General features: G+C 30.2%; 16 protein-coding genes. 5 read left to right on the top strand and 11 right to left on the bottom strand.

Going from position 1 to position 22,502, the window contains the following annotated elements:
* Positions 1-317 precede the first annotated feature (317 nt).
* Together ACFX5D_RS15155 and ACFX5D_RS15150 are read right to left on the bottom strand one after the other, a co-directional pair.
* Positions 318-2,687 (bottom strand): AAA family ATPase, encoded by a 2,370-nt coding sequence (locus ACFX5D_RS15155; protein ID WP_379859049.1) that lies wholly within the window; start codon positions 2,685-2,687, stop codon positions 318-320.
* A 9-nt stretch (positions 2,688-2,696) separates the two neighbouring features.
* The gene (locus tag ACFX5D_RS15150; protein ID WP_379859048.1) at positions 2,697-3,035 is read right to left on the bottom strand and encodes a hypothetical protein; all 339 of its coding nucleotides are present in this window, start codon (positions 3,033-3,035) and stop codon (positions 2,697-2,699) included.
* Between the two features lie 803 nt (positions 3,036-3,838).
* Between ACFX5D_RS15150 and ACFX5D_RS15145 the strand changes: the two genes are divergently transcribed.
* Genes ACFX5D_RS15145 through ACFX5D_RS15125 form a run of 5 tightly spaced genes read left to right on the top strand, consistent with a single transcriptional unit; the run spans position 3,839 to position 13,426 of the window.
* Positions 3,839-4,051 carry a helix-turn-helix domain-containing protein gene (locus ACFX5D_RS15145; RefSeq protein WP_379859047.1) on the top strand — a complete coding sequence of 71 codons (213 nt, stop codon included), beginning with the start codon at positions 3,839-3,841 and terminating at the stop codon, positions 4,049-4,051.
* Between the two features lie 15 nt (positions 4,052-4,066).
* Entirely contained in the window at positions 4,067-5,809 is a 1,743-nt protein-coding gene (gene dptF, locus ACFX5D_RS15140; RefSeq protein WP_379859046.1) for a DNA phosphorothioation-dependent restriction protein DptF, read from the top strand.
* Positions 5,806-7,278 carry a DNA phosphorothioation-dependent restriction protein DptG gene (gene dptG, locus ACFX5D_RS15135; RefSeq protein ID WP_379859045.1) on the top strand — a complete coding sequence of 491 codons (1,473 nt, stop codon included), beginning with the start codon at positions 5,806-5,808 and terminating at the stop codon, positions 7,276-7,278. Before dptF ends, dptG begins: the two co-directional genes overlap by 4 nt.
* The gene (gene dptH / locus ACFX5D_RS15130; protein WP_379859044.1) at positions 7,250-12,430 is read left to right on the top strand and encodes a DNA phosphorothioation-dependent restriction protein DptH; all 5,181 of its coding nucleotides are present in this window, start codon (positions 7,250-7,252) and stop codon (positions 12,428-12,430) included. The genes dptG and dptH overlap by 29 nt, the downstream gene beginning before the upstream one ends.
* Before the next feature lie 42 nt (positions 12,431-12,472).
* Positions 12,473-13,426 (top strand): hypothetical protein, encoded by a 954-nt coding sequence (locus tag ACFX5D_RS15125; protein ID WP_379859043.1) that lies wholly within the window; start codon positions 12,473-12,475, stop codon positions 13,424-13,426.
* A gap of 54 nt (positions 13,427-13,480) precedes the next feature.
* On the opposite strand, the gene ACFX5D_RS15120 is transcribed toward ACFX5D_RS15125, so the two are convergent.
* From ACFX5D_RS15120 to ACFX5D_RS15080, 9 genes are all read right to left on the bottom strand, one after another.
* On the bottom strand, positions 13,481-14,713 hold the full coding sequence (locus tag ACFX5D_RS15120; protein WP_379859042.1) for a DGQHR domain-containing protein: 1,233 nt from the start codon (positions 14,711-14,713) through the stop codon (positions 13,481-13,483).
* A gap of 1 nt (position 14,714) precedes the next feature.
* Positions 14,715-15,245: a hypothetical protein gene (locus tag ACFX5D_RS15115; RefSeq protein WP_379859041.1), complete on the bottom strand. Its 531-nt coding sequence runs from the start codon at positions 15,243-15,245 to the stop codon at positions 14,715-14,717.
* Between the two features lie 22 nt (positions 15,246-15,267).
* The gene (locus tag ACFX5D_RS15110; RefSeq protein WP_379859040.1) at positions 15,268-15,660 is read right to left on the bottom strand and encodes a DndE family protein; all 393 of its coding nucleotides are present in this window, start codon (positions 15,658-15,660) and stop codon (positions 15,268-15,270) included.
* Positions 15,644-17,743 (bottom strand): DNA sulfur modification protein DndD, encoded by a 2,100-nt coding sequence (gene dndD / locus ACFX5D_RS15105; protein ID WP_379859039.1) that lies wholly within the window; start codon positions 17,741-17,743, stop codon positions 15,644-15,646. The genes ACFX5D_RS15110 and dndD overlap by 17 nt, the downstream gene beginning before the upstream one ends.
* Positions 17,740-19,104, bottom strand: coding sequence for a DNA phosphorothioation system sulfurtransferase DndC (gene dndC, locus ACFX5D_RS15100; protein ID WP_379859038.1), 1,365 nt, complete (start codon positions 19,102-19,104; stop codon positions 17,740-17,742). Before dndC ends, dndD begins: the two co-directional genes overlap by 4 nt.
* A gap of 135 nt (positions 19,105-19,239) precedes the next feature.
* On the bottom strand, positions 19,240-19,899 hold the full coding sequence (locus tag ACFX5D_RS15095) for a P-loop NTPase family protein (RefSeq protein WP_379859037.1): 660 nt from the start codon (positions 19,897-19,899) through the stop codon (positions 19,240-19,242).
* Positions 19,883-20,863, bottom strand: coding sequence for a transcriptional regulator (locus ACFX5D_RS15090; protein ID WP_379859036.1), 981 nt, complete (start codon positions 20,861-20,863; stop codon positions 19,883-19,885). The genes ACFX5D_RS15095 and ACFX5D_RS15090 overlap by 17 nt, the downstream gene beginning before the upstream one ends.
* Before the next feature lie 99 nt (positions 20,864-20,962).
* A complete protein-coding gene (locus ACFX5D_RS15085; RefSeq protein WP_379859035.1) occupies positions 20,963-21,265 on the bottom strand; it encodes a helix-turn-helix domain-containing protein in 303 nt (100 codons plus the stop codon).
* Positions 21,266-21,568: 303 nt separating this feature from the next.
* Entirely contained in the window at positions 21,569-22,420 is an 852-nt protein-coding gene (locus ACFX5D_RS15080; RefSeq protein WP_379859034.1) for an RteC domain-containing protein, read from the bottom strand.
* Positions 22,421-22,502: the final 82 nt, after the last annotated feature.

Genomic DNA, 22,502 nt, shown 5'->3' with positions numbered 1-22,502 from the left:
GTTTTTAATGAAAAATGGAGGTGGTCATTTTGCTCCGGAATTAGGTGCTCATTTTGAATTGGAATCAGGTGCTCACTTTAAATTGGAATTGGGTGGTCAATATCACTGGAATTTGCAATAGAGCATGTTTATCTTGATCTAACCAGGTTAAACCAACATAATAACCGGAATTTAATTTCCACCCATTGTTGTTGTTTAGTGAAAAACAAAATCCATTGTTCTTTTTTTTAGCAAATTCTGAAGCATAGCAAACCTCCTCAAATTGCCAGTCTTGCTCTTTGATGTTTCCTTCGTGATGTTCCCAATATTTTAGAACTTTACATTCCATATTCACTGATTAATTCACTCATTACTTTCTTTACCACTTCATTATTGTTTAAAATACCGTCCTTGATATATTCTTTTAAAATTGGAATTACTTCGTATTTCATTTTCATTTTAAGAATTGGTTCTGCATCTGCTTTCTCTAAATCTATACCATCTTCATTTTTGCAAATAAAATAACTATGTCCTAACCAAACATCTTCAGCCCGAAAATCAGAAGCTAGGGTATCGGCATTTTCAATGGATGCTGGATTCACGATTCCCGTAAAGTTTTTGACAAATAACTTGGAGATTTTTATAAACGTTTCTTTGATTTCATGATGTACTGGTTCAATTTCAGGTAATACATCTACAAAGGCAAAACGTCTTCTTATCGCATAGTCAATATGACCCACACTGCGGTCTGCGGTGTTCATAGTACCAATTATATAGAGGTTTTTTGGTAACTCAATCCTTGGGTCTCCTTCAATTTCATATAAGCTATTAACTTCTTTACCACGATACTCTAATGCATAAATCAATTCGCCTAATACTGAAGGTAAATTGGCACGATTAATTTCATCAATAATTAGTACATAATTATTACTTGGATTTCGTAGTGCATCGTTAGCTATATTGATTAAAACTTTATCTTCAGTGCTATATTTAATGTTGTTTTTATCATCTGATTTTGCCACAATTCCTCGCACAAAATCTTCATAAGCGTAAGAGGGATGAAATTGAACTAATTGTATAAAATTACTGTTTTCATCTTCAATCGCTGATGTTAAAATGGAATTATCGAATGTGATTTTCTCCTTAAGATGTTTTGCTATAGCATCTTCATATGTTGTAAACCCACCGGTTCTTCCCGGAACATTAAATAGCTCTTCGTTATACGATTTAATGATTTTATTATAAGATGGACTCCAAGGTTTACTAGTTTCACTTTTAACACTTATAGTGTTATTATCTATTGAAATTATTTCAAATTCTTTATTACTTTTTCCAGTGAATTTATCCCCGATTTTAAAAAACGACTTTATTATTGCTGGTGAAATGTTGATATTTTCATCAGGTTTTGTAGTGTCAGTTTGATTTAAAATAGTTTGATTATTCATTACCATTTCTTTGGCAATTATATCGGCGATTCTTGTTTTACCTGTTCCTGGAGGACCTTGTAAAATGATTTGATTTTTATAACTTAAAATATCAATAAGTTCATAAACTTTTGCTTTTTCCATAGAATTATCTTTAAGTATTTCTTCTTTATAAGATTTTAAAATTTGAATAATATGATCGTAATCAAAATGATCTGTAAAGTGTAGTTTTGTATTTGATTTGTCTGCATAATCTAATAATCCGTAACTTAAACCAGAATTGATTTCGAAAAACAATTGTTTGGCAATTTTTTGAGATTTATATGTTTTATTATAAATGGCAAACCAAATTCTATGAAATCCCTGATTTTGTGCACCATCAAAATGAACTAATTTTTTACTGGTTAATTCTGTTATTCCAAGATCTTTTTGAATCTTTTTTATTAGATTGTTGAAAAACTTTTCTAATTCAAATTTATCAGAGGCAAAAATTAAGGTATAAAGTATTCTAAAATTTGATGTCCATGCTCGATAAACATTTTTATCAAAATCTTTTTCTAATTGAGATTTGAGCAGGGCAATAGAAGCATTGTCAATAATCTTATTGTCGATTAACTCTTCTATTATTTTACTTCTCAATAAAACTACTGGTTGTGAGTTAATATTATTTTTAGAGTTGTATTCAAAATACAGTTTTTTTAATTCTAGGGCACCTAAGCTATTTATTTTAGAAAAAAGACTTATTTCGTTTTTGCTTAACTCATCATAAAATAATTGAAGCTTCTGGTATTTTTCAATTGTAGGTTTTCTTTTTTCTAACGCCAGTTTTCTTAAAGTTTCTATTTCGTTTTGTTTTTTATCAAAAGCAGGAATAAGAATTTCATCTTCAAATAATTGTAATTCATGTGATGGAATCTCTATAAAAGTTGAAAGATTTTTTGGTGCCCACCATTTATCTAATGTTTTATTATAGGTTTTAGAATTATTGGCATTTGCAATAGTGATATACTCTCGATCTACCCATTCATCTTCATGCGCCTTAATTATTGAATGTAATGGGCGATTGTCAATGAACATACCAATTAATTCTATAGACTCGTTTGAACGGCAGATATAAAATAAATCTCCTTTTTCAGCATTTAGAAAAGTTTCGTATTGTGTTTTCTTACTTTGGCCTTTTGCTAAAGTGCCAGAACCCATAGTTATGAGATTATTTTTCTTTAATAAATTAAAATTAGTATTATCTATATAAGTTACACCAAGTGATATTTTGTAAAATTTCATGTTTTGTTATTATGCTATTTCTTGAATAGTTATCCCATCCTCCAAAAACCTGTAATTGCCCGGTCGTAAGCTTATGGGTTCACCTGCGATATAATCCTCTTCATCCCATTCCTCTTCCCACTCTTCTTTTATTTTTATGAATTTGTATTGGGTTTCTTCGCAGTTGACCTGACCTTTACAATCTTCTTCTATTTCAAAATCATCTCCAGGTTCTACTACCATAACATCCATATCGTATCCTTGTTGGAATAATACAGCGTCACCGTCATAATCATCGTCTTCTGAAAAATCCATTGAATCTCTGGTAGATTCATAGCTTGGGGTAATTAATATTTCAAGTGTTTTCATATTTTTTCTATTTTAATTTATCGCAAATTTTTTTAAGTAGTTCATTTTGTTGGCTTCAATAGCGCATCTCAATGGCGTAAAATGACCATATGAGAATTATATTGAGGTGTTCTCCTCGAACGTAAATATCGCGACGCCAATCGTGGGCAATTGACCAAATTACGATAAGTAACTTATTGTATGCGGTCTGGTTTATAGAGTGGTTCATGAAGTAGGTTTCTGTCTATCTTAATATATAAATCTTTTATATGGGGCATCATTCGCGCCTATAGGCAAAAATGGAAAAAGTAAATCTATGATTTTAATAAGTAACAACCTATTTAAAAAATGAATCTATTATTTTGAAAATATATTTCGCTTATGTTTTTTAAAATGGTTTATTTTAAAGGTTGGAATTCAAAATTAGACTAACGGAAAGGAAGTATTTTACGGGTTTCCGTAATTATAAAAAATAATTTTTCTAAAGTAAAGTGTGGTGATTAGTGAGACGTTCTTCCCGTACAATTTTTAAGTAAAAAACTTAAAAATTAGATAAAGTGATCCTTCGATTGCGCGCAGTATCATTAGAACCAATTTGAAAGTTGGCTTCGCTTGGTTAGCACACGGGGTTAAATGGTTATAAATCCATCTGGTTAAAGTAGCGGGATAGCCGCGCCCGCTGGGCGATAGTCTATTGTAAGAATTAAAAGTTATTATTTTATGTTGCTGTATAATTAAAGCATGTAAGAATATGTTTCCTAAAAATAATCGAAAGTCGACAGTCGTCTATTGTACAATTGTCGACTAAATTACACCTTCGTAATATGGAAGATATTAAAGTTAAATTTGGACAACGTGTTAAAGAATTGAGACTAGCCAAGGGTTATTCACAAGAAAGGTTAGCAGAGATTTCTGATTTAGATAGAACTTATATTCCAGGTATTGAAGCTGGAAAAAGAAATGTTTCCTTGATGGTAGTCGAAAAAATTGCAAAAGCTTTCAACATTACAATCTCTGAACTTTTAAATCAACTCTAAAAATAACACTATAGAATGACTACAAACCCATTACTTGAAGAGTTAAAAAAACTAAGAGAATCATCAAAATATGCTGTTGCACAAGGTACTTATTCAAATTTAAATGGATTTAAAAAGTATTTACATATTGAGCGTGATGTTGAGAAAAAATTAAAAAATATCATTTTAAGAGCAAGTGAACGTGATAATGCACAGTTATTGCTTGTTTGTGGTAATGTTGGTGACGGAAAATCACATATACTTTCTCATCTACATGATGAACTAGAAAACATTATCTCTGAATTTACAATCCATAATGACGCAACAGAATCTCATAATCCAAATGAATCCTGTAATGTTACCCTTTATAAGTTATTACAAGGATTTAAAGATGAGAAAATAGATACTTCAAAAGACAAAATCATTTTAGCAATCAATTTAGGTACTTTAAGTAAGTTTATTGAAGAGTTTGGTGATGAATTTAAAATTTTAAAAGAATATATTTCCTCAACAAAAATATTAGATACTGATTTGATTCATGATGATGAATTTGACAACAAAAGTAATTTTCATCATGTTAATTTTACAGACTACCACATGTATTCATTAACTGAAAATGGGCCTACATCTAAAATCATTTCTACTTTACTTGAAAAAATAGTTTCTAATAATAAAGCAAACACAATTTATAAAGCATATCTGGACTATAAAGACAATAATGCTGATAAAGTATATTGTCCTATACAATATAATTATGAATTTCTTTTTAATGAAAACAATAGAACTATTGTATCACAACTTATAGTTAAAGCAATAATTAAAAGTAAAGAAATTGTGTCCCTTCGTACATTACTCAATTTTGTCCATGACATAATTGTCCCAGTTGATCTTTCTAATATTAATGAAGCAGACTATTTTAAAATAATCGAAAAGATGAATAGTTCTGAATATATTTCTAATTTAATTCCAAACTATTTATTTGAACACCCTGAACTTTCCAGTTTATTTGAAAAAATTGAGAGTTTGGATCCTTGTATTAGCAGAAATGCCACTACCGATGATATTTTATTGACTTTGATAAATGCTGAAAATGTATTTGATATTTTTTCAAAACATATTGAAAAAAGTTATTTGGAGAAAATAGAATCAAAACTAAATAAAACAACAATTTCAAAATCTGACCTATCTCGATTCTTTATGAGATTAAACTATTTTAGTAACTATTTGAAAAATGATTACTTGAAAGACACTGATTTTGATGAATATTTAGTTTGGCTTTTCCACTATAATAATTACAATCCTAGTTACATAAAGAAAGTATATGAACTTGTTGAAAATGCAGCTCGGAATTGGAACGGAGACCCAAAGACAAATGGTAAGGTCATTATAAATGTTGGAAAAAAACAAACTCAATATAGAGTATTTAAAGATTTTGAAGTTATTCCAGATGTGAATTTATTAAAGAAAAAAAACGATACCCTAATTAATAAATTCACACAAGAATTTACTTTATCCTTTAAAATAAATAATGAAACTGATTTTGTGAAAATTCATGTTGATTTCAGTTTGTATAAAATACTAAAAATGATATCTCAAGGATACAGACCCAATAAAAAAGACAATAACAACTATGTGTATTTTGTTAATTCTATAAATGTTTTAATCAATCAAAACAACAATAAAGCCCCATTGTATATTGATGAAGTCAATATAGGAAAAGCCGTTGATTATAAATTTTCAAAAGACACCTTTAGCGGTTATAAATTCCAAGTGATATGATGCAAATAGAATTAAATAAAGTTGGCGCTAACGGTCTTGAAAAACGATATTTTAAAAATAAAACTTTTAGCCATGTCACTGGAAATCAAATAAAGTTATTGCCTTTTAAAACTAATCCTAGCGGCGACTCATTTAGTGAAGATTTTAAATCTTTTCAAGGTGTTATTGGTGAATTGTTTAGGATTTTTAATAACAAAACACAAGTTGAATTAAGTAAAGCCAATGGCTCATACAAGATTGACCTTAAAGAAACTATCCTGAAAAATGCAATAGAGAAAGTTGATACTGAAAATGTTGAGGAATTAAAAAACATGCTTACCAAACTTTTCTTTGATGAAGAACATGGGCTAATAAAATTCAACATTAAGACTCTTTCATATATGAATTTTATCAATTCAAATAATGCCATAAAAGAGATTTCTAAATTTATTTTTGATGTTTTTTTAACTGATGATTTTAACCAAAATAGTTTTAATGAAGACACAAGTCATGAAAACTTATTACATCAATTAATAATTCAATGTTTGCCTGAGTTATCAGATGTATCTTCTAAATCAAAGGTTTCAACTTATTATAATTTATTTCCCGAAATAAAGGAACAGTTTATGGAAGACTTTGTTTTTTTAACAAACAATAATTCCTTTCTCCTAAAACACGCTGAAGACTTTTTTAAATATTATTATTTCCATTATTTAAGCCAACTGACACTTCGCTTCAACGATTTTGGTACTGTAACCGGAAAAATAAAACCCATTTATTACACAATGGATTGGGAAACTCTTTCAGAAACCAGACTATCAAGTCATACTGTTGGTTGGAAACAATTGAACAAATATTCAGAATCCATTTTTGCACATGTAAATACTTTAGAATTATTAAATTATATCTATGTTGATGGAAAACCTATTGAAGACTATCAAAACATAGCAATTATATATACTAACTTGAATTCCGGTGAAAAAGAAAAAGTTCAAGATTGTGTTAATGAATTAATCGCTTTCTACATCGAAAATATAACCGTTTTTGATACCGGAAAAAATTGGGAAGATTGTGAACGAATTTTAGAACTTGATTTAGTTAATAAAAATTTTGAGGTCAAAATTCTTGAAGATATTTATACGCTTTGGTTTAAAATCAAATATCAATTTGAAAATTCTTCCAGAAGCAAACCTTACGGTGATTATTCAAAATGGTACTCTCAATTTGGTAAAGTAAATTATACTAAAAACAGAGGGCGATTGGGTAATACTACTGTTTTAACACAAGAACTTTTACTGTTCTTAACAAGAATATGTATTGGAGTCGATGATAAAATCAGATTAAAAACATTATGGGATAAATTTAAAGACAGAGGAATTGTCTTTGATGAAACGACTAAACTAGAGATTACCAAATTGTTTGAGAAAATTAATTTAATAGAGAAAAAAAGTGATAGCGGAGATGCACAATACGTCAAGTCAACTATATAAATACGTTTCGAATTTAATAATTGGATATTTTAAATCCCAAAAAATTCTGCCAGGAGATCGTTTTAATCTATACCTTGAAGATAGAGAGAATATTGAATGCCTTTATGAGTCATTAGAACAGAATTCAATAGTAAATATTGAACAATTCGCCTATACTCATCCAGAAGGAGGCGAAGTATATACCACTTTTTGCTTATTAATTGGTGACACTAAAGTAATTATTGCTTCTAGTGTTTTTGCATCTGAAGATTACTTCACTATGCTTAGAAATAAAGTAGCTGACCAAAGTGATATTTTTGAAGGAACTGCTTTTTTAATTTTGTTTAGTGGAAAATTGGATAGTTTATTGGGTGGCAGTGGCAGTTTAATTAAGGAAGGAATGCCTCTACACTATTCAAGATTTAAAAATCAAATTGAACATGACATTGACCACACAACTACTTTAAAAAAATATGAAAAATTAATTTTAAAATCGGTATTAGACAGAAAAACTAAAAGTGTTGTTGAAGACAATAATTCCATTTTTGATTATGAACAAGTTATCAATTCATTACAAAAAGGCACGGTTGATTTAAAAGATTATAGATTATTAGGGCTTTTCCCCCAGGAAGAATTAAGCAGTAAACATGGTGACCTTTCAAAAGATTTGACTAGTAATTTTAATCTTTATGAAAAATTTGAAAACATTTTTTTAAATGGCAATCCGGCTTCTGATTTAGAACAAGATTTACCAAGCTCAGCTCTGACAAAACTTATAAAAGAAGACTGGCACGAATTTGATTATTCGCAAATTGTAACTTGGATGGATAAGGAGAAAGAAAAAGCTCCTCCAGTATTTCAAACAATTGAAGGCGATAATTTACTTCAAACCTTATGGTATAGAACTGATGGTGATTCTGTTTCTAAAAAACGAAATGTAAATCTTATTGTTTTTAATCCTTCTCTGGAACTTCCTTTTAAAATAAATGTAAAGTATGATCAGTTTATAAAAAAGGAAGGACTTAACATTAAGCAGGGTTCTAAAAACATTAGTGTTACAAATAGCGGATTCAACATAGTTATTGAGTTTATAGAATTCGATGCAGATAATTTATTTAGTTTAATTGAATATCGTGATTCTGAAACTGATAAAAGATATGTTATCAAGGTATTGCATTTGCCTTTTAAACCAAATATTATCTCCCAATTTGAAGGAAACTTTCAATTAAATGTTCAAAAATTATCTTCTTATCTTCAAATAAAAGAAAGTCAAGCTTTGGTTTTTAATCCCGATGGAGAAATACCTACCAATGATATTTTAAGTTTAGATACTACTTTCAAAATAAGTGAAGAGCAAAAATTAATATTAAACTATGATTATTCTCTGGCACAAGAGGATTTAATTCATTTTAAAATTGATTTGTTTGATGTTGTAATTCCAATAGCCATAAAAACTGATTTCGAAATACCAAAACCAATATCTGGGATTGATGTATGGAAAGAAAAAAGAGTTAATGGTCTTGATTTTAAATTTATAAAAGAAGGGGCCATCATTAAATTATTGTTCAAAAACAATGAGAAAACAGTAAGTGGTGAATTCAGAGCCAATTTAATTCAAGAGGAGCAGCTTATTAAGTCTAAAGGTTATTCCTGGTATTTAGGGAGTGAGAATGCTATCTACACTAATGAATTGGAGTTGAATGATGACATAAAAATTGCTTTTGATAAGCTTAAGTCTTTCTATAAAGTTAAACAAACTCAACCAAGTTTGGTTTATTTAAATGATGAATTGAAGCAAATCGCTTCAGAATATGTTGCCTGCTTTATAAATCAATTGGAGCAGTTTGAGGAAAACAAGCCATTAACACATAAACAGAAAAACCTTTTATGGTTAGGAGTTGTTAAAGAACGTGATGGCGAAGAAAAAATAAAATTTAGTCCATTACATCCTCTTAATGTTGCTTATCAACTTCAATTAAACGATGATTTAAAAAATGAAGAAGTTTATAATGCTATTTTAAAACGTTTAAGTCCTTATAATTTAATCCCTTACATCGAAGGAAAACCAAATGAAATTTACATTCCAATTGAATCAAGTCATTCACCGGAATGGTTGTATTACACCGTTTATTTGAATTCAAAACAAGCTATTCCAAAGACTTTTGTATCTGATTTAGTCACGGATAAAATCAAGGATTTTACCACAAATTTTGAATTCCTATTTGACCATTCTAAAAAATCACCGATAAAAATTAATGTAATAAATCTTGGTGATTGTAAAGAAGTTGTAGAAGGGATTTTTGAATATTATAGAAAATATTTGAATAATAATTTAACTAAACGATTGTCCGACTTAATACCTATTGAAGTAAGTATTTATGGCTCTGACAAAATAGTTACCAAATTTGAAGAGCTCACTTTTTACGAAAAAGTTGATGATATCCAAAAACATTTGGAAATAGAATTGAAAACGAAAAATTTTGAAAAGGAAGACCTTTTGAATGTCTTTCTTGAAAGAGTAAAATTCTACTCCAAGAGACAACCAAAAAAATCAGAGAATTACGAGTATGCTCATATTACTTTTTATCAGTTTGATGTAACTAAAACTGAAAAATCTTATGATGAAATGAGTTTAGTAAAAACTGGTATTTCTTTTAATGGATTAATGGCAGATGTTGCTTCTACTCCAAGAGTTCAAAATTATAGAACTGGTTTTGGAATCCTAGATTTACCGGAACATCCAAATGAATTAACAAAACTATCTTGTTTATTTAATTCATTTGCTCGTGTTGCTGCCAATGGCGATCCTTATGAACGAAATAAAGCCCTTTGTACTACTATTAATTATGATATAAAGGAACAATTAGAAAAATTATATCATGATTCACAATGGGTAACTTATATTGATCCTAAAGTTGATTTAGACTTTTTTAAAGAAAATAAAGAATTAGTTATCATTCATTATAGCGACCAATACAATAATTCTAATGGTTATGATGCTATAACTGTAAGCCGAAAGACCAGTCAATATGAATTTGTTGTTAAAGAATTTTTAGAAAAACATCAAGTTCAGTTTGATGCTGCAACTGACACTATCAATATAATTAATTTTTTCAATGCCATTAATGGTGATTGGCTTTTGAAATTAATTAGACAACACAGTCAATTTCCTAGAGAAAAGCTCAGTCTTTTGTCTGGAATTAAATCATCATTAACTTTTTTACATCATCCAAATATTATTTGGATACCAATATCCTTAGAGGAAATCTTAAGAGTTTCCGGGAATGCAGGTTTGAATATGGGAGACGGATTGTTCTCCACTAAAAACCTTGGTGCCATAGGCTCTTTTAGTGACGATTTATTGTTTATTGGATTGGAACAATTAGAAGGACAATTATTAATGCACTTATACCCAGTTGAGTTAAAAATAGGTGGATCAGGTATTGTAAAGAAAGGACTTGACCAAGGAAAACGTACCGCTCATTTACTTTATGAGCACCTCAATAAGGAAGGTTTCTTAAGCGAGTTTTACAAAAACTTCTTTGCCAAAATAGCTCTAACCAATGCTGAAAAAATGAAACTTTTTCACGTATGGGACACACAAGACTGGAATAAAATTACCCAGGACTACCGCAATGATTTATTGAACAATAATTTTACAATCAGTAATCGCCTAAACAATATTATTGGGACCTTTGGATTAGTTTATTTTGGGAATGATATATTTAAGCGAAAAATCAGTATTTCTAAAGAATTTATGCGGGTTGATTTGCAAGAAGCAGATGGTTACAATTTTTTAGTAAAATCAATTGATGATTTAATTCATCTTTTTCACAATACTGAAACTACTATCGAGAAAAGCAGCCTGTTAATTAATACTTTTTTGAATGCCAATCTAGATTTATTTGTGCCTATTGAACCTTTGGTTGAGGTCGAATTAGATGATGCTACTACAGACGAAGAACCTATTGAACCAACAGAAGTATTTAAAGAAGAGTTAAAAGCGGCACAGATAAACCAAAATAGTGGGGAAGGAATTGAAATTGTTTTTGGAACTGATTTAAATAGTTCCAAACCCATTGTTTGGGAACCGAATAATACCAATAAGGTAATGCATACCAATACTGGTATCATTGGTACAATGGGTACAGGAAAAACACAATTTACCAAGTCACTGATCACTCAATTAATTGGTAATGCTGACAAAAATATAGGAGATGAAAAACTGGGAATTTTAATCTTTGATTATAAAGGAGATTATATTAAAGAGGATTTTGTTACTAAAACTAATGCTACTGTTTTAAACCCGTTCCATTTACCCTATAATCCATTGGCTTTGGACGCAACTGAAACATCAAAACCAATGTTGCCATTGCATACTGCAAATGATTTAAAGGAGACTATTGCCAATGCTTTTAATTTAGGTAACGTTCAGAAACAACGATTGAGAGATGTAATTGTTGAAGCATACGAAGACAAAGGAATACAGAAAGCCAATAAAGATTCCTGGACAAGAACACCGCCAACATTAGGTGATGTCTGTAATATTTATTTAGGTAGTGAAAAAAACTCACAAGATAGTTTGTATGCCGCTATTTCTAATCTTTCTGAATTTGAGATATTTGAGCCTGATGCTACTAAAACACAATCGCTATATTCTTTGATTGAAGGTGTTGTAGTGATTAATTTATCAGGATATGATGAATCTATACAAAACTTAATTGTGGCTATTACACTGGATGCTTTTTATACTCAAATGCAACGTCATGGTCATAGTGAAATAAAAGGACATAAACGCCAAATCAAGAAAATGATACTGGTGGATGAAGCCGATAATTTTCTAAGTAAAAACTTTAATTCTATCCGTAAAATATTGAAAGAGGGTAGGGAATTTGGAGTTGGAACCATACTATCTACTCAATTCTTGAATCATTTTGCGACTAGCGAAAATGAATATTCCAATTATATTTTAACCTGGGTAATTCATCGCGTGAATGAAATTAAAATGAAGGAAGTAGAATCCTTATTTTCATTAGATAACAAATTACAAAAAGAAAACCTCATCAAAACCATTAAGGGATTAGACAAGCACCAAAGTATTGTAAACTTGGCAGGTTCTGACCCAATATTGATTAAGGATAAGGCTTTTTGGGAGTTGTTGAAAGAAGAATAATTCTAGTTTTTATTAATCATTAATTTTATAAGAAACCAATATATGACTATTAAAGAATCAATATTAAAAACTTTAGAAGACATCAATGGGCTTGCAAACGCGTCGGAGATTTACAAACATATAGTGAATAAAGGTTATTATGAGTTTGGAGCAAAAAACCCCACTGCCATAGTTTCTGCAATGCTTGGAGAATTTATAAAAAATGGAGACTCTAGAATTAAAAGAAGTAAAACTTCTGGAGAAACATACAAATATTATTTAAGTAAAATTGAGAAAACAGTATTAATAGAGCAATTAGCTTCTGATTTAGAACCTGATAAAATAAAACCTAAAAAGAATGATTATCAAGAAAGAGATTTGCATAAATTATTAAGCAGTTTTTTAAAAAATACAAATACTTATTCAAAAACTATTTTTCACGAACAGTCATCAAATTCTAAAGATAATCATCAAAAATGGATTCATCCTGATGTAGTTGGAATACAGTTTCTAAATCTTCAATCAAAAATCAATCAAACTTTTTTAAAGGCAATAAACAGATTAGATACATTTAAAATATCTTCTTTTGAAATTAAAAGAGAAATTAATTCAGATTATGAATTAAAAAAAACATTTTTCCAGGCAGTTTCAAATTCAAGTTGGGCTAATTACGGATATCTTGTAGCTTTCGAAATTAGTGATAGTTTGAGTGAAGAAATGGAACGTTTAAATCAATCTTTTGGAATTGGAATAATTCAGTTAAAATCTAATCCTTATGAAAGCAAAATATTATTTTCTGCAAAATATAAAGATTTAGATTTTAAGACAATTGATAAATTATGTAAAATCAACAAAGATTTCGAAAAATTTATAGAACAAATTGAAAAACTAATGACTGCTAGTGATAAATATTATAAATCGACGGAGAAAGAACTGGATGAATTTTGTGATAATTATTTTTTAAATGATACTGAAATAGAAGAATATTGTAAAGAAAAATTTATTCCTAAAAATTAAAAAACGAAGGTTTTAAACTTCGTTTTTAACTATTTAATAAAATCTAACTTTAACTTAAATTTCAATTTGACTTATGTGGTTATGATAATCTTGGCCATAAGATTGATAAACCCTATTCATATTGTTGTGAATATTTACTGCATTAACATTTTTGCCTAATAAAAAAAGGATTAAGTCATTTTTAAGCTTTGCTTCTTTTCCTAACATTTTTTCATTCCAATAAATGTACTTCCAATTTTCACTTGACAGATCGAAATCGATTAAACGAAGTTTGTTAATTAAGATTTCTCTTTCTTCAAGATTAAATTTGGTATATGCTATTGCTAATAATTCTTGTCCGGTAGGACGCAACAATAAGCTGCCCCCAGTTTCATTATCGCGATTAATAGCAATGTCATTAATTAAAATATTTTCTTCACCGTTAATAAATTGAATAAGTTCGGGAAATGTCTCAAAAATAAGATTCCAAAAATTAGTAGATAAAGTGTAAAGGTCTTGTAAAATTTCGTCACTTGGTCTAGTATTATAATCAATATCAATTCCTAAATAAAGTATTTTATTTATTTTATTTATTGTTACTAAAGTTGTAAAACTCGTTAAATCATTATTTGTTAATCCACCTAACTTAGAATTTGATAGTGCATTTGGTATCGATAATATAGGATGCTCTGTAACTAATTTTCTAGAATTTATTGCTGCAGCATCATCTTCATCAAGTATTATCAATTCAGCTCCTTTAGGTTTTTCGGCATATTTATTTAGTACTGTAAATAATCTTCTGGTTTTTTCTAAAAACTCGTTTTTGTGAATTACAAATGTTATTCCTACTTCTAAATCGCCAATAGCAGGATTTTCACTATATGCAGCTCTTAATCCCAGTAATCTGTGTTGTCCATCTAAAGCAAACATTTCTTCATCGCCCGTTAATGTCAATACTCCAAATTTATTGCTTAAAAAAGAAATAGAATCTGAATCTATCAAAGTATTATCAACTTCAAAATTATTACTGATTTCTACTTCTGTCCATTTAGGCTCACCTTTATGAAAAGCAACAATTAAATTACTAAAAAAACGTTCTTGATTGTTAGAAATATAGTTAGAAATTTGCTTTGTTCTTTTAGAATTAACTTCTCGTTGTAGAATTTCATTAATTGTATGTGCAAATAATTCTTCCGATTCTGGAACAGTAATTATCGTATTGTTTTCAACTATGTCTTTGATTTTCATTACTGTAGAATAATAAATCCAATAACCTATTACTCCTCTTATACATGCTAAATGTCTCATATTAATGTAATAATCTAGTTTGTCTTGCAATACCACTTAATTTTTCATTCAAAGCTGGCACTATTTTTTGTATTAATAAATCTTCATAAACTACTATTTGAGCATCAGTAAAATGATTTAACTCAAAAAAATAAACATACGTTTTATTTGGCCATAAATTAGTCATCCTCATTGTGTTTCTCTTAACAGCTCTATTGCCAATTGCATTAACATATTCTCTGAAACGAAGATAAAAATTATGATTGTCAAGGGCACCTCCCAAAACTCTTCCAATATATACTAATTGAGAAATATTCAAATTAATAGGATGTTCTGGCTCAAGGAAAAAGAAATATAGACCTTTACCATTTCTTATGTTTACTGGCATAGTATTTCTAATTGTATCAGTAAAAGTAAGTCTTATTGGAGCTGGTAGAGGCACTGGTAAAATGATCTCATCCCACCATTCTATTCTATGATAAACACTTAATTTCAAAGGAGCTGCACTATGTGGAAAAGCATCTCTGACCTCTGATTCTGTTAGATAAGGCATAAAATTTTACAATGTATAGTTATTAAATTAAATTCAAACTTAAATTAATCTTCTCGCTCAAAAAATCAAAACCATCAATATTAGAACGCTCGTTTACTTCTTCGTTTAAAAGTTGTAAGCCTTCATCTATGTGCATCTTGATATAGCGACCAATATCTTTGTCAGTTTTGTATAAACCATAGTGAACACAAAGTAATCCCAAATATATATCATAATATTCACCAAAGAGGACTGACTTAGAGTACTCCTTACCGCCAGCATCTTTGATATCGTTTAGGTCTAGTTTTTTGTCTTGAGATAAAGAATAAGTATAGGCAATACGAGCTATTACATTCTCGGTTCCTAAACCCAGTTTGCGAGTTAACAAGGCAACCACTTCTTTATTTTCTTTACTGGTTTTAATTTGCGTAAACATCTTGCTCTTGTTTTAAATGTGTAAATAATTGGTCTACTGCAAAGGATTTAAAGCTAGAACCGTTATTGTGGTTTTCAATCACAAAAACCTTATTCACGTTTGGTTTTAAATAGTCATATTCCAATTCCGACAATTCTTTTTCTAATAATGGGAATAAAACTACTTGTTCTGAAATGGCAGGATAAAATTCTTTGATGATATTCTTGGAATGGTATTTATCAAATTTCTGTAATGGGCTATCAATAAACACCGGAAATTTAATTCCAGATTCATCCACTAACGCTTTTAACAACGCTGTAGCATACAATTGTTGTTCTCCCTTAGATAATGAATCTTTATCTATTATTTCATCGTTTTTATCTAACAAATCAATATCCATTACGTCATCAACTACGTTTACTCGAACATTATAAATGAAGTCGTTTTTGTGCATGATTTTTTTCAAACCTAACAGGATTGATTTTTGCAATGAATATTTTTTATCCTCTTTTATTTTGTGAATAATCGTATTGATTTTGACTAGTAGCTTTTCTGTTACTTCGTATTTCTTTTTGTCCGTTTCAACCATTTTGAAATTTTTTATGTATTCAGATGATACTTTTCTTGTAGAAGTTAATCTAGTATTTAAACTATTAAATTCTTCAATCAATTTTCCTTTATTCAGCGTTAAAACAGTGATTTTATCTTCAGCTTCAATTTTCTCCTCTCGTAACTTTTGCGCTAAAGGATTGTCTTTTCTAGCTTCCGCTTGTTTAATTTGTTGGTACACTTTAGAAGAATAAATTCTATTGTTTTTTTCTTCTTGTACTACTGCAGTGAATTGGCTTGAAAAAGCTCCTTTGATATTATTGAAAACTGCTTCAAAGTTTCTAAATTGTTCTGTGGTGTAATCTAAAAGGACTACGCCGGAAGTATTAGGTTGTTTTGAATTTTTTTTCTCTGAAATGGTCTGTTTAAGAGCTTCTTCCACTTTAGATTTAGCTTTGCTATCTAAGTTTAAAGCTTGTAATTTTTCTAGTAAAATGTTTGAAAATGAATTCAATTCTTCAACTAAAACTGCTTTATCAACTGAAGTATTATTTGTGCTTTGCTCACAAACTAATTGTTCTTTTAGCTGCGATAATTTTTTACCTGCAATTACTAATGGTGCAATGTCCATTAGTTTTTTTAGTTTGCTTTTTATCTCCGCTGATTCCTCTTTTAAAATGTCTCTTTCGGACTTCATTTTTTGAAGTTCTGCCAAAGTAATCCCATTACCCTCACGAATTAACTTCTCTTGAAGACTATCACTATTTATTTTGTGATTTGTAATTTCACGATCAATATTAGCTTGCTTTTCTTGATTGAAATCAATTAATTCAGTAAGTTCAGCTTCTGAATCAGTTAGTTCCAACAACTTGGTTTGTTGCATTGGTGAAGCACCACTTCTGCGAAGCTTGGTTAATAAGGTTTCTAGATTCTTTTTTAAATCTTCGTATTTCTTAATCCCTAAAACTTCGGAGTATGCTTTGCTTAGGTTCTTTAATTCGGCTTTTGATTTAGCTTCCGCAAGGGAAACTATTTTTTCAGCATCAAAAAAGAAGAATTTAGCAATTTCACGAGGTAAAATAAAATCATTAATAAAGACTTCAAAACCGACATCTTTGGTTAATTCGTTCTCTAAACCATCAATTATTATTTTTAGATCTTCCGAATCTGTTTTCAAATCGTAGGACCTTTTTATCACCACCGATTTACAGGGTATTGAAGGAATCAGAATGTCTTTTAATTCTATTTCGACTGAAAGGGTAGGGTTTCCTTCTCCATTGTTTTCATAATCCGTTTTTACTTCTCTATTTAAAAGTGTTTTGATAAACTTTTCATAGCCACCAGCATTCTTGATGTCCTTCTTATATTTATCCTCCACCTCGCTCATCATTTTTCCGTAGAATACCCAGATAAGGGAAGTCAAAAACGTGGTCTTACCGAAACCATTTTTACCCGCTACGATACTAATGTTTTTGGATGGGTTTGGTGCAAAAAGTATTTCGTTTTCTCCTTTATAAATCCTAAAGTTTTGGAATTTTATTTTATTTATTTTCATAGTCCATTCTCATTTACAAAACTTTCGATTCGCTTTTCTACATCATTGTGAAGACCGTATTTTGAAATCATCAATGTTTTAGTTTCCTGTAATGCAATTAAGTTATCAATTAAATGATAATATCCTGGTTCTTCCTCACAAACTTCACGCAAGATTCTACGTTCTGTATCATCAAGTGATTTGATGTTATTGGTGCTAATTTCTTTATTGTAGATTTCTTTGTATAAATCACCTACAGTATGTTCAAAATAACCATCTCTGTTCCAAGTTACTTGAATTGCAATTAACTCTTGATTATTGATCAAAGTGATGTGAGGTCTTTCAATTTGAACCCCTTTTTGAACTTCTAATAAATCTTTTAATATTTGATATCTGTATTCAGAAGTATAATTACCATTAAACGTACCGTCTTCTCTAACTGCTTCTTGACCATTTCTTCTAGTGTCAGATCGATTTTCAGAAATGTTTCTTCCTTCCACTAATCTATTTCTAAATGACATTAAAGGTTCCATCCAGTTTTGGCCATTGTTCACTAATGATGTCATTGATTTATCATTTTTCACAACCGTACAAGTCCAACATCCAAAACGACTCTGACCACATGAACTGTGTTCTTTATCTACCACTACAGTTGGACATTCATAATCGTCGGCACTTGCATCAGAATATATTTTGAAAAGAATGGAATTATCAAATCCCCAAGGTGATTTAACCGCATTAATGATATACCAAATTTCATCCACAATCATTTCTTTGATTGGAGCATAAACATAGGTATTTACTGTTGTTTGATGTTTGGATAATCTGCTTCCTGTTACTTCATGTTTTCTCATCGAACGCTCCCTAGTAGCGCTCTCTTCGTATCGAGTCCCAAGTAAAACGATTGCTTCTCCTTTTTCATCAATTTGTTCTACTAAAAAGTTTGAGGTTGGTCTTATTTTTAGTTTATCTGTACACCATCTGAAGGCGTTATTTGGAACTGGATATCCTTTTCCAATTACGTTAGTCCAAAAAGTTTCTTCTAATTTTGGTGTGGTTTTTTGAACAAATATTGGCAAATCTTGATCTCTTGCTGCCTCCGTAATTTTTGCTAAAACATCTTCAACATAGTTGGCAATAATTGGATTCTCTACCATTGTATCATTACAAACAACATAGACTTTTCTTTTTAATTGGAAAGGAAATGGTAAGTCTTGCCTTATTCTTTGAAGCGCAATCCAAACCAGCATTAACAAAACGGTAGAGTCTTTACCACCACTAAAACCAATAATCCAAGGTCTATCTGATTGATCAGCATAGGCATACTGATCTATGATTTCGGCTATTATTCCTTCAACTTTTTTATTTTTTATTGGAGTCATTGTCAATTTTTAGAATTTATAAAAATATATTTTTATTATTTGTTTTAGGCAAATTTATTTTATTATTATACACAACTTATTAAAAATGTTTTGTGCATTTTTTTATTTTTCAAATGCTTGTTAAAGAAGTAAATATCATCTTTTATCATTAGAGTTTACATTAAAACTGATGAGGTTGAACATATTCCGCATCCTGGAACGCAGCCGGTTGCCGTAAAGCATTTCGATTTCTGTAGCGGATAGGTTGGAGGTGAGATGTGTGATGGAATTATTTTCCACAAACTGTTCGTAACGGCTTATGAGTACCTCAGCCATTACATTGCAATCGTTTCCGAAATGTTTTATTTGTTGTTCGGCACCCAAATCGTCAAAGCAATAGCCGGAAAGGCGGGATTGGAAATTTTGTTTTAGGGTGTATTTATTGATGGCGTCAAAACCATTTTTGGCAAATTCGAAGGAGACTTCCCGGCAGGTTTTGATTTTATAGTCGGACAAAGGATTTGCAAATGGCCTTATGAGGTGCATTATTGATGTTTTTCCGCAACCAATTGGACCCGACAATAAAATGCCTTTGGAGAGGTCGATTTGCAATTTTAAGGCCGTGTTTTGATCTTTGATCACATAGATTATCAATTTATAAATTGTCGGGATGTCGAGGATGTTTATTTTAAAGGATTGACCGTAATGGATTTTACCTTGGGATTCAATAAAGGCTAGGCCTTTGTTGAAATCATAGACTTTGTGGCCATTTTGAATTTCGTAAGTGTCGGTAATTAATTTACAATGGTTCAGCATAATTCTTATAATTTGAAGTTTGCAGGTGATTGGGTTGAGGTATGTTTGATTTTGGTTGGAATTTGTTTTGGTTCATTATCCAGTTTCGCGCTGAAGCTTTCCAGTCTTTCATTTTAGTTTTTCCGCCTACTAACCATCCAATGCTGGAGTAGTAGTTGAAAAATTTGTTGGCTTCGGTTTCAGAACTTTCTTTAAAAGCGAAATATTCCAGGATCATTTCAATAGATGGGGTGATTCCGTTTTTGTTTTCTTCTTCTTTTTTGGCGCAACTTTTTTGCCGAGCGTTTTCAGTTTGATTTTTTTCGGTGTCGGCGAATGCGAAAGGCATTTCTTCTTGATTTTTTTCCGGGGCTGTATTTGAATTTTTAGAATTTAAAATTTCAGATTTGGTATATATATCTTTGTTTATAATGTTTGTATATGTTTTATTATTATCTATATATACCTGTTCATCAACCTGTTCAATATGCTGTTCATTTTTTAGCCTAGTTTTATTTTGAACGGGCTCAACGTATTGTTTTTGGTTTGTATTTAACTTTAATTTACTGTTTTTTAATATGTTACGATTATTTCCTTGTTCAACAACTTGTTCGCTTTTTGAATGGGTCAAATTTTGAACGGATTTATTTTTTGAACTGGTAAGGGGTTCAAATTTTGGTCTGCTTTTTAACTCGTCAGAGAAATTTACCATAATGACATTGGAGCAGGAATGTGGGTTGTAGGTAGGCAAGTACTCCATAAAACCAAGTGCTTCCAATTCTTTCATACATTTATGATAGGTTGCTTTAGAATTTATCTTGCTGGCTTTCATAATTTCTTCTCGTGAAATACCAGTTGGATTTTTGAACCTGTTGACGTTCCAACATTGAAAGAGTGCCAAATAAAGCGAAATGTGTGTTGGATTTATCGCGTTTTCATTATGGATTTTATTGAAAAAGCCGGTGAGGTGTTTGATGTAATTCATTGTCTGAGTTTTAAGATGGTTGACTTAAGTATTAAGACTTTTATTTTGCAGTCGCAGACTTCACAAGAGCCGTTACAGTTGTTATCGGTTGTTTTCATCTTATTTTTCCATTAATTTTTTCAAGTCTTCGTATTTGTAATAAAGGATGCCACCGATGCGGTTGAAGTCTAGTGTTCCGTTTATGCGAAGGTTCTGCAATGTGCCAGGAGAAATTTTAAGTAGTTTTCGAACTTCGGAAGATTTTAGCCATTGGGCAGGTTGTTCTGCTGCCGGTTTGCCTAATTGGATTTCGTGTAGTAGGGCATTGCCAAAGTTGAGTAAGTCTCTTTTTGTCACTACTTGATGGTTTAACAATTCGATGTTGTCGATTTCCGGGAAAAGTTTTTTTGGATGTAAGTTCATAATGAAAGTGTTTGATTTGTTATAGTACAAAACAACTTCATTTGATTCTTTTTTAAACCCAAGGTGTACCCAAGTTGAGCTGTTTTTTGCTAAAAAAAAGATATAATTCCTTTGTTTTCAGGGGATTGTTTTTCAAACTTTAACATAAATGGTCCATTTCGCCGTTTTTAATTTGTTGGAAGACTCAACGGAAAATATGGGCTTGACGAAGGAAACCCAAGTTGAACCCAAGTTGGGTTCTAAATTCTTACAAAATAAATTTTAGTGATAAAAAAACCAAGTCGAAGACTTGGTTATGAAAGGTTAAAAATCCTCCCCTCTAAATTTATTGTTTGCGACATCAGAGAGATTTTGAAGAAATATAGCGTTAAGGGGATATCTCTTTTTAATGTCTTGCAGACATCGATACAGCGCTTTTTCATCTAAATCAATATTAAATGCATTGCTAAACCCTCTAGCAATTTCTTTTATATCAATGTTGCCGCCATTCAACATTTTTTTATAATATAAACCATAGATCATCTCTGCAAATTCCACTTTAGTCCCTGTCCAAGTAATTTTGTTATTAGTTGGATTGTATTTTGTTTTGATATTACCATTTAACTCATCCAACTTGTTTTCTAAATGACCGGATAACATATCGTTTGCAATAATAGTTGCTACATTAAAATCATGTGAGGTGCTAAGCTTTGAATCGTAATTAATAAGATAACAATCATACTTGAAGATATCTTTGTAACTGCGTCTTATAAAAAGATCTTCATCTCTGACTGATGTTCTCGAACGATAGTATTCATAAAAGTCTTTATTGTTTACAACATATTTATGAATTCTGGTCAGTGATTCCTCATAATGCTTTCTTTTATGTTTTTTGTTTGGAGGTAATGAAGTTTCTACTTTTAACAACTCTTTATAGAACAGCAGTTTTGAAACCATTCTTGGTTTTAATTCTTTGAAAAAATAGATTTCTTCTTGTAAGGTTTTAAAAACATGTTTTTTTAGCCATTTGAAAATTTCCTTCAATTTGTTTTCAATGTATTGTATTATTTCTACTGCAATAACTAAAATGTCATCCGAAGCGTTTCTAAGGCTTTCAAATTCTTTTTCAAATTCTTTTTCAAATTCGTTAAAATAGCTGATATAATTGAGTTCCATAAAATACAAAATGGTTTAAATTGAGAGTATCAAAATAAACCTTTTTGTATTGATAATATGTCATACTATTCGCTAAAAAGTT

Origin of the sequence: Flavobacterium fructosi (genome assembly GCF_042787335.1) — a bacterium.
In the GTDB taxonomy this organism is placed as follows: Bacteria; Bacteroidota; Bacteroidia; order Flavobacteriales; family Flavobacteriaceae; genus Flavobacterium; species Flavobacterium fructosi.
This window is presented reverse-complemented; position numbering and strand designations above follow the sequence as displayed.